The sequence below is a fragment of the Aristophania sp. ESL1100 genome (assembly GCF_058511235.1).
On sequence record NZ_CP196394.1, the window covers coordinates 580215 to 587500 of the forward strand.

5 protein-coding genes (1 of these 5 only partly in view) are annotated in these 7286 nt (G+C 51.2%); 4 read left to right on the forward strand and 1 reads right to left on the reverse strand.

Annotated elements, in window-relative coordinates; genetic code table 11:
- The first annotated feature begins 119 nt into the window (after nucleotides 1-119).
- Complete coding sequence (locus ACSYSY_RS02895; protein WP_491707819.1) at nucleotides 120-1949, forward strand: DEAD/DEAH box helicase; 1830 nt, start codon at nucleotides 120-122, stop codon at nucleotides 1947-1949.
- A 30-nt stretch (nucleotides 1950-1979) separates the two neighbouring features.
- Here the strand turns inward: ACSYSY_RS02895 and ACSYSY_RS02900 are convergent, their stop codons facing one another.
- Nucleotides 1980-2747, reverse strand: coding sequence for an SDR family NAD(P)-dependent oxidoreductase (locus ACSYSY_RS02900; protein ID WP_491707820.1), 768 nt, complete (start codon nucleotides 2745-2747; stop codon nucleotides 1980-1982).
- A gap of 74 nt (nucleotides 2748-2821) precedes the next feature.
- On the opposite strand from ACSYSY_RS02900, the gene ACSYSY_RS02905 reads away from it, so the two are divergent.
- From ACSYSY_RS02905 to clpB, 3 genes are all read left to right on the forward strand, one after another.
- The gene (locus tag ACSYSY_RS02905) at nucleotides 2822-3406 is read left to right on the forward strand and encodes a YqgE/AlgH family protein (protein ID WP_491707821.1); all 585 of its coding nucleotides are present in this window, start codon (nucleotides 2822-2824) and stop codon (nucleotides 3404-3406) included.
- A 153-nt stretch (nucleotides 3407-3559) separates the two neighbouring features.
- Nucleotides 3560-4639, forward strand: coding sequence for an aldo/keto reductase (locus ACSYSY_RS02910; RefSeq protein WP_491707822.1), 1080 nt, complete (start codon nucleotides 3560-3562; stop codon nucleotides 4637-4639).
- Between the two features lie 118 nt (nucleotides 4640-4757).
- A protein-coding gene (gene clpB / locus ACSYSY_RS02915; RefSeq protein WP_491707823.1) for an ATP-dependent chaperone ClpB crosses the window boundary here: on the forward strand, nucleotides 4758-7286 show its 5' portion. 51 nt of this gene lie beyond the right edge of the window; 2529 of the gene's 2580 nt are visible here — the first part of the coding sequence; the start codon lies at nucleotides 4758-4760; its stop codon lies beyond the right edge, outside the window.

Below are 7286 nucleotides of genomic sequence, written 5' to 3' on the forward strand. Positions count from 1 at the left end.
GGGAGCCAGGCGATATTTTTTGAGTATTTTCTGGCTTTTTACCTGATAAACCGCTATTGACGCCTTCCTAGCCCCTGCCTTTTCTATGGGGCATCTGATTTGCCGAGTATTTACTGACAATGCCTTTTCCCGATACCTACCCTGCCTTAACACGCGCCCTGCAAGCACGCGGCTATGAAAAGCCCACTCCTGTTCAGGAGGCTGTGCTCGAACCAGGACATGAAGACCGGGACCTTCTGGTCTCAGCGCAGACAGGGTCGGGCAAAACGGTTGCTTTTGGTATAGCTTTTGCCTCCAGCCTTCTCAACGGCGAGGGCAAGCTTCCTCCTGTTTCTTCTCCAGCGGTCCTGATTATTACGCCAACGCGTGAACTGGCCCTTCAGGTCCAGTCAGAGCTGACCTGGCTTTATGCCGAGACCGGTGCCCGTATTGCAAGCTGCATTGGCGGGACGGATGCCCGACGGGAAGCGCGTGCTCTGGAGCGTGGGGTTCATATCGTTGTAGGTACACCTGGGCGCCTTTGTGACCATTTGTCACGCGGGAAACTCAATCTTTCAGCCTTGCGCGTTGTTGTGCTGGATGAAGCTGATGAGATGCTCGATATGGGGTTCCGTGAGGAGCTGGAGCAAATTCTTGATGCGTCGCCTCAGGAACGTCGCACATTGCTGTTCTCAGCCACCATCGCCCGCGAAATCGCCTCTCTGGCAAAGCGCTACCAGAAAGATGCCAAACGGATTGATATGGGCGTTGGCCAGAAACAGCATAGTGATATCACTTATCGCTGTGTTGTAACGGCCCCTCATGAGATGGAACGGTCCCTGGTGAACGTCCTGCGTTATTATGACAGCCCGACAGCTATGGTGTTCTGTAATACCCGTGCGATGGTCAGTCAGGTTCAGGCGGAACTCCTTGAGAGGGGCTTTGCTTCTGTCGCCATTTCTGGCGAGATGGGGCAGAATGAGCGTTCTCGTGCGATTGAAAGCCTGCGCTCCGGTGTGGCGCGCGTCTGCGTTGCAACGGACGTGGCGGCACGCGGCATTGACGTTCCGGCTCTGGGGCTGGTGATTCACGCCAGTATTCCTTCATCATCTGAGACTTTGCTGCATCGTTCAGGGCGGACAGGTCGTGCAGGGCGCAAAGGCACAAGTGTGTTGATGGTGCCTTATAATCAGCGCCGCCGGGCAGAACGCCTGCTCGGTTTTGCACGGATTAAAGCAGAATGGGAAACGGTCCCGACTGCTGAAGTTATTGCAAAACAGGACGCAACACGCCTTCTGGAAGACCCTGTCCTGACAGAAGGAGATGTCTCCGGGGACGGGCTGGTCGGTCAGCTGGTTGAGCGTTATGACGCACAGCGCCTCGCTTCTGCTCTGGTCGCTTTCTACACAGCAAAGCTGCCTAAAGTTGAGGATATACGCCCCGTTTCTATCGAAGCACCTGCCCGTCGTGAAAGAGGGGAAAGAGGTGAACGTGGTGAAAAAGGCGATCGTGCCAGACGTGAACCACGCTCTTATGAAAGCAGTGGTGCCTGGTTCCGCATGAGTGTCGGGCGTAATGACAAGGCCGATCCGAAATGGCTTGTGCCTCTGATCTGTCGTCTGGGTGGGGTGCAGAAAAAGGATATTGGCAGCATCCGTATTCAGCAGGATCAGTCTTTCTTTCAGATCGTAGACGATAAGGTCGAGCGTTTTAATTCATGTCGCGCTGGGGCGGAACATGATGAGGTCTCAATTGAGCCAGCCTCTGCACCACCAGCCGAAGGTGGAAAAAGAGAGGGCGGCAGATCATTCCGTGGTGGGCGCAGTGGTGCCCCTCGTGGAGGGGAACGCGGTTCTCGTGAAGGCCGTTTCAGTAAAGGTGAGAAAGGTGGCGATCGAGGAGGGAAGCCCCCCCGCAAACGCCCGGCTGGCGGGCGTTCTGGTGAAAAATCCAGCCGCCGCCGTTCCTGAAATATTCTGGAAAATAGTGACAAGCCCGCTTTACTCAGCGGGCTTGTTTCTGTGTACGGCCAACCCGCCGGAAGCCTGACAGACGGGCATAAGCTCCATGGAATTAACGTTCATATGAGGGGGCAGGCTCAATAACCATGAAACAGTTTCAGCAATATCTTCGGGCAGGAGAGGGTGCGTGCCTTCATAGACTGCTTTCGCCTGCTGCTCGTCCTTTAGTCTGACCTGGCTGAACTCGCTTCCACCACAGAGCCCCGGCTCAATATTGGTGACCCGAATGGCTGTTCCTAACAGGTCTGTGCGCAGATTGCGCATAAATTGCCTGACAAAGGCCTTCGTGCCTCCATACACATTGCCCCCTTTATAAGGATATGTGCCGGCAGTGCTGCCAAGGGAAATAATCATTCCCTTATTGCGGCGGACCATAGAGGGCAGAATGGCATGGGTGATTTCGACCAGGCCAGAAATATTTGTGGCAATCATGGTTTCCCAGTCATCAATGTCAGCTTCCTGCGCAGGGGCCATACCCAGAGCAAGGCCGGCATTATTGATGAGCACGTCAATTTCCTGCCATTCCAGAGGTAAGGAAGCAGGAAGGGCCCTTAGAGAGTCTTTATCCCGCATATCAAGCAGTAAAGGCAGGCAGCGTTCACCGAGTTGATGATGGAGTTCGTCAAGGCGGTTCTGGCGTCGGCCGGAAGCGATGACACGATGTCCTTCGCGGACAAGGCGCTCCGCAATTGCTTTTCCGAAGCCAGCGGTCGCTCCGGTAACAAAAACTGTCAGATTTTTTGGCATCTTATCAGTACTTTCATAACCATTTTCGTGAGGTATCTTGCTATTTTTATAGTGAATCTGTCATCATTGGAAAGATGAGCAAGATACTGACACCTTCGTTTTCTGATCTTACAGGCTTTTTATTAATTGCCTCTCCACTGCTTGCAGAAAGTTTTTTTGCTCAGTCAGTGGTCTATATTTCAGAATATTCGAAAAAAGAGGGGGCGTTCGGTGTCGTCATCAATAAACGTATCTCCCATGTCACGCTTGATGATGACGTCAGGGGAAAAGGCTCTGCTTTTATCGACGCCATGCCGCAGCAATTTCTGGGAGCGGGTGGCCCCATAAACAGAGAGCAGGTTTATATTCTTCATACACCCTTGCCTGATGAACTTTCCCTTTCAGGCATTCAAGGTCCTGCGCGTTTATCAGCTGATCTGGAGATGTTTTATGAGCTGAGTGAAGACAGTAACCTGGAATATGCCTTTGCTGTTCTGGGTCATGCAGGATGGGCCCCTGGCCAGCTGGAAACAGAGATAATGGATCATCATTACTGGCTGATTGCGCCGGCGACAAAAAAACTGGTTTTTGAAACCGATAGCCATCGCATATGGGAAGAGGCCTTAGCGTCTCTGGGAATGGTCCCGGCTTTTCTCTCCAATGAAAAAGGGGAGGGGTAAAGACATGTTGTTCTGCACGTTACGTGCGGTAACATAATCAATTCATGTTTCAATCATGTAACTGTGATGAAATTTTTTGATAAAATATTATAGAATTACGTGGAAATATCGGTGGCCATCTTATGACTGCTGTTGAATAAGGAGAACACTTACATGAAATACCGTAAATTAGGTAAATCAGGCTTAAAAATTTCTGCCTTAAACTTCGGGTCAGTGACATTTGGTGGCCAGGGTGCTTTTTCCAAAACGGGAAATGTTGATCTTACAGTTGCAACCCGGATGATTGATCTCTGTATCGAACATGGTGTGAATTATTTTGATACAGCTGACGTTTATTCTGCGGGCAAGGCCGAAGAAATTCTGGGGCAGATTTTAAAAGGACGCAGCTCGGAATTATTGGTCGGGAGCAAGGTGCGTTTTACAATGGGCCCTGGTCCTAATGAAAAAGGACTTTCCCGACATCATATTATCAAAAGCTGCGAAGCCAGCCTGAAGCGTCTTCAGCGGGATGTGATTGATCTTTATTACCTGCATGAATGGGACGGCCAGACGCCACCGGAAGAAATGCTCGAAGCTTTGTGGACGCTTAGAGAACAAGGCAAGATTCGCTATGCCGGGGTTTCTAATTTTGCAGCATGGCAGGTCATGAAATTGATGCTGGCAGCCAAAGGCACGCATCTGATCACACCTGTTGCAGAACAGATTTATTACTCTCTCGAATCCCGTGATGCTGAATATGAGCTTTTGCCCCTGGCGGTTGATCAGGGTCTGGGAGTCCAGGTATGGAGCCCGCTTGCCTGTGGTCTGCTGACCGGAAAATATCGCCGGGGTCATACAACGCCTGAAGACTCCCGGAGAATTCAAGGCTGGAGTGAGCCTGAAGTTCGTAATCTGGATAAACTTCATGATGTTGTAGAAGTATTGATAGAGATTGCGGAGGCTCATAATGTTTCCCCGGCACAGGTTGCCTTGTCATGGACGGTGAACCGCCCGGGTATCACATCCCTTGTTTTAGGGGCACGGCGTGAAGAGCAGCTTATTGATAATCTTAAAAGTATTGATCTGACGTTGAGTGAGGAAGAAACATTGCGTCTGGAAAAGGCAAGTGCCCCGGATCTGATTTATCCTTATTGGCATCAGCACAACACGGCTTCCGATCGTTTGTCTGAAGCAGACGAGGTTCTTCATGGCCCTGCACGGCGCGTAAGGGAATCAAAAAACCCCATGATATAATCTTTTCTCAAAATCTCTTGATAAGCGACAAAAAGGGACCAGATATAAAGAAAGATGTTGCTGAAAGGACATCTGGGAAACTTGAAGTTGCCATAAAGGGACTTAAAGGAGAGATTGAATGGATATCCAGAAATTTACTGAACGCTGTCAGGGGTTCCTACAGGCTGCACAGACAATAGCGCTGCGTGATTATAATCAGCAATTAACGCCGGAACATTTGCTGAAAGCTCTGCTGGATGACGATCAGGGAGCGGCTTCTGGGTTGATCCGCGCTGCGGGCGGGGACCCTAAAAAGGTTCAGCATGAAAATGATGAAGCCTTGGCGAAGCTGCCTAAAGTTCAGGGTGGTGGTGCCGGCCAGCCTCAGGCGACACCGGACCTCGTAAGATTATTGGATCATGCGGAACAGAGTGCTGCTGCGGCTGGAGATAGTTTCGTCGCACAGGACCGGCTGTTGGTGGCCATCAGCCAGAGCCAGACAGCGGCAGGAAATGCCTTACGTGCTGGAAAGGCAACACCACAGGCGCTGGAGCAGGCCGTGGCGGCGTTGAGAAAAGGGCGTAAGGTTGATTCGGCTTCGGCAGAAAGCACATTTGATGCTCTCAAGAAATATGCCCGTGACGTGACGGCGGTTGCCCAGGCTGGGAAGCTTGACCCCGTTATCGGGCGTGATGAGGAAATCAGACGGACAATTCAGGTTCTGGCGCGCAGGAGTAAAAACAACCCCGTGCTGATCGGTGAACCGGGTGTTGGTAAAACAGCCATCGTTGAAGGGCTGGCTCTGCGGATTGTCAATGGTGATGTGCCGGAAGCCTTGCGCAATAAAAAGCTTCTTTCGCTCGATATGGGGGCTCTGGTTGCCGGGGCGAAATATCGTGGTGAGTTTGAAGAGCGTCTGAAGGCCATTCTTAAAGAGATTGAGAGCGCTGAAGGCGAAATCATCCTCTTTATTGATGAGATGCATACCTTGGTTGGGGCGGGCCGTTCAGATGGTGCGATGGATGCCTCAAATCTGATCAAACCTGAATTAGCACGCGGTGTTCTTCATTGTATCGGTGCGACGACGCTTGATGAATATCGCAAATATATTGAAAAAGATGCGGCTTTGGCACGGCGTTTCCAGCCCGTTTTTGTGAAAGAGCCAAGTGTCGCCGATACGATCTCGATTTTGCGCGGGATTAAGGAAAAATACGAGCTTCATCATGGGGTCCGTATTACCGATAATGCTTTGGTGGCTGCTGCGACACTTTCCAATCGTTATATCACGGACCGTTTTCTGCCAGATAAGGCGATTGATCTGATTGATGAGGCTGCCAGCCGCCTGCGGATGCAGATTGACAGCAAACCTGAAGAGCTTGATGAGCTTGATCGCCGGATTATCCAGCTCAAAATTGAGCGTGAGGCAATTCGTAAGGAAGAGGATGCTGCTTCCAAGGAGCGGCTTGTCGCCATTGAATCTGAGCTTGCTGATTTGCAGGAGAAATCAGACACAATGAGTGTTGCGTGGCATGCGGAAAAAGACCGTGTCAATGCCGTGCAGAAACTCAAGGAACAGCTCGATACAGCCCGTTCCGAAGTTGAAGTAGCTCAGCGTCAGGGAAATCTGCAAAAAGCGTCAGAGCTTCTTTATGGGCGAATCCCTCAGTTAGAGCAGCAGATCGTTAAGGCGCAGTCTGAAGAAGAGCATTCAGGCAAAGATTCCTTATTTGCCGATTCCGTAACAGAGCAGGGGATTGCTGCTGTTGTGTCTCGTTGGACAGGGGTTCCTGTCGATCGGATGCTTGAAGGTGAGCGGGCGAAACTTCTGCATATGGAAGAAAATCTCCGTCAGCGTGTTATCGGTCAGGAAGTGGCGTTGGTGGCAGTGTCGAATGCTGTCCGCAGGGCACGTGCCGGGTTGCAGGATCCGAATCGCCCGATAGGCTCTTTCCTGTTCCTGGGTCCGACAGGCGTTGGAAAAACTGAATTGACCAAGGCGTTGGCTCAGTTCCTGTTTGATGATGACCGGGCAATGCTGCGGATTGATATGAGCGAGTTTATGGAGAAACACGCCGTATCGCGTCTGATCGGTGCTCCTCCCGGTTATGTGGGCTATGATGAAGGGGGTGTGCTGACTGAAGCGGTTCGCCGTCGTCCTTATCAGGTGATCCTGTTTGACGAGGTGGAAAAAGCGCATGAAGATATCTTCAATATTCTGCTGCAGGTCCTTGATGATGGCCGTCTGACAGACGGGCAGGGCCGTGTTGTGGATTTCCGCAATACCATTATTGTTCTGACCAGCAATCTGGGATCGGACGTTCTGGCCAACCAGAAAGACGGTGAATCACCTGATCTGGTGCAGGCTCAGGTGATGGCCGTTGTGCGTAATCATTTCCGTCCTGAATTCCTGAACCGTCTGGATGAGATCATTCTCTTCTCGCGTCTGCAAAGAGCGGATATGAGCCAGATTGTTGAGATTCAGCTCGATCGTCTGCGTGGTTTGCTTGAAGATCGTAAATTAGGGCTGGAACTGGATGAAAAGGCGCATGAATGGTTGGCGAATGCTGGTTATGACCCGATTTATGGGGCGCGTCCGTTAAAAAGAGTAATCCAACGCGAGTTACAGAACACGCTTGCGGGACAGTTGCTTGAAGGCAAGTTCCATGAT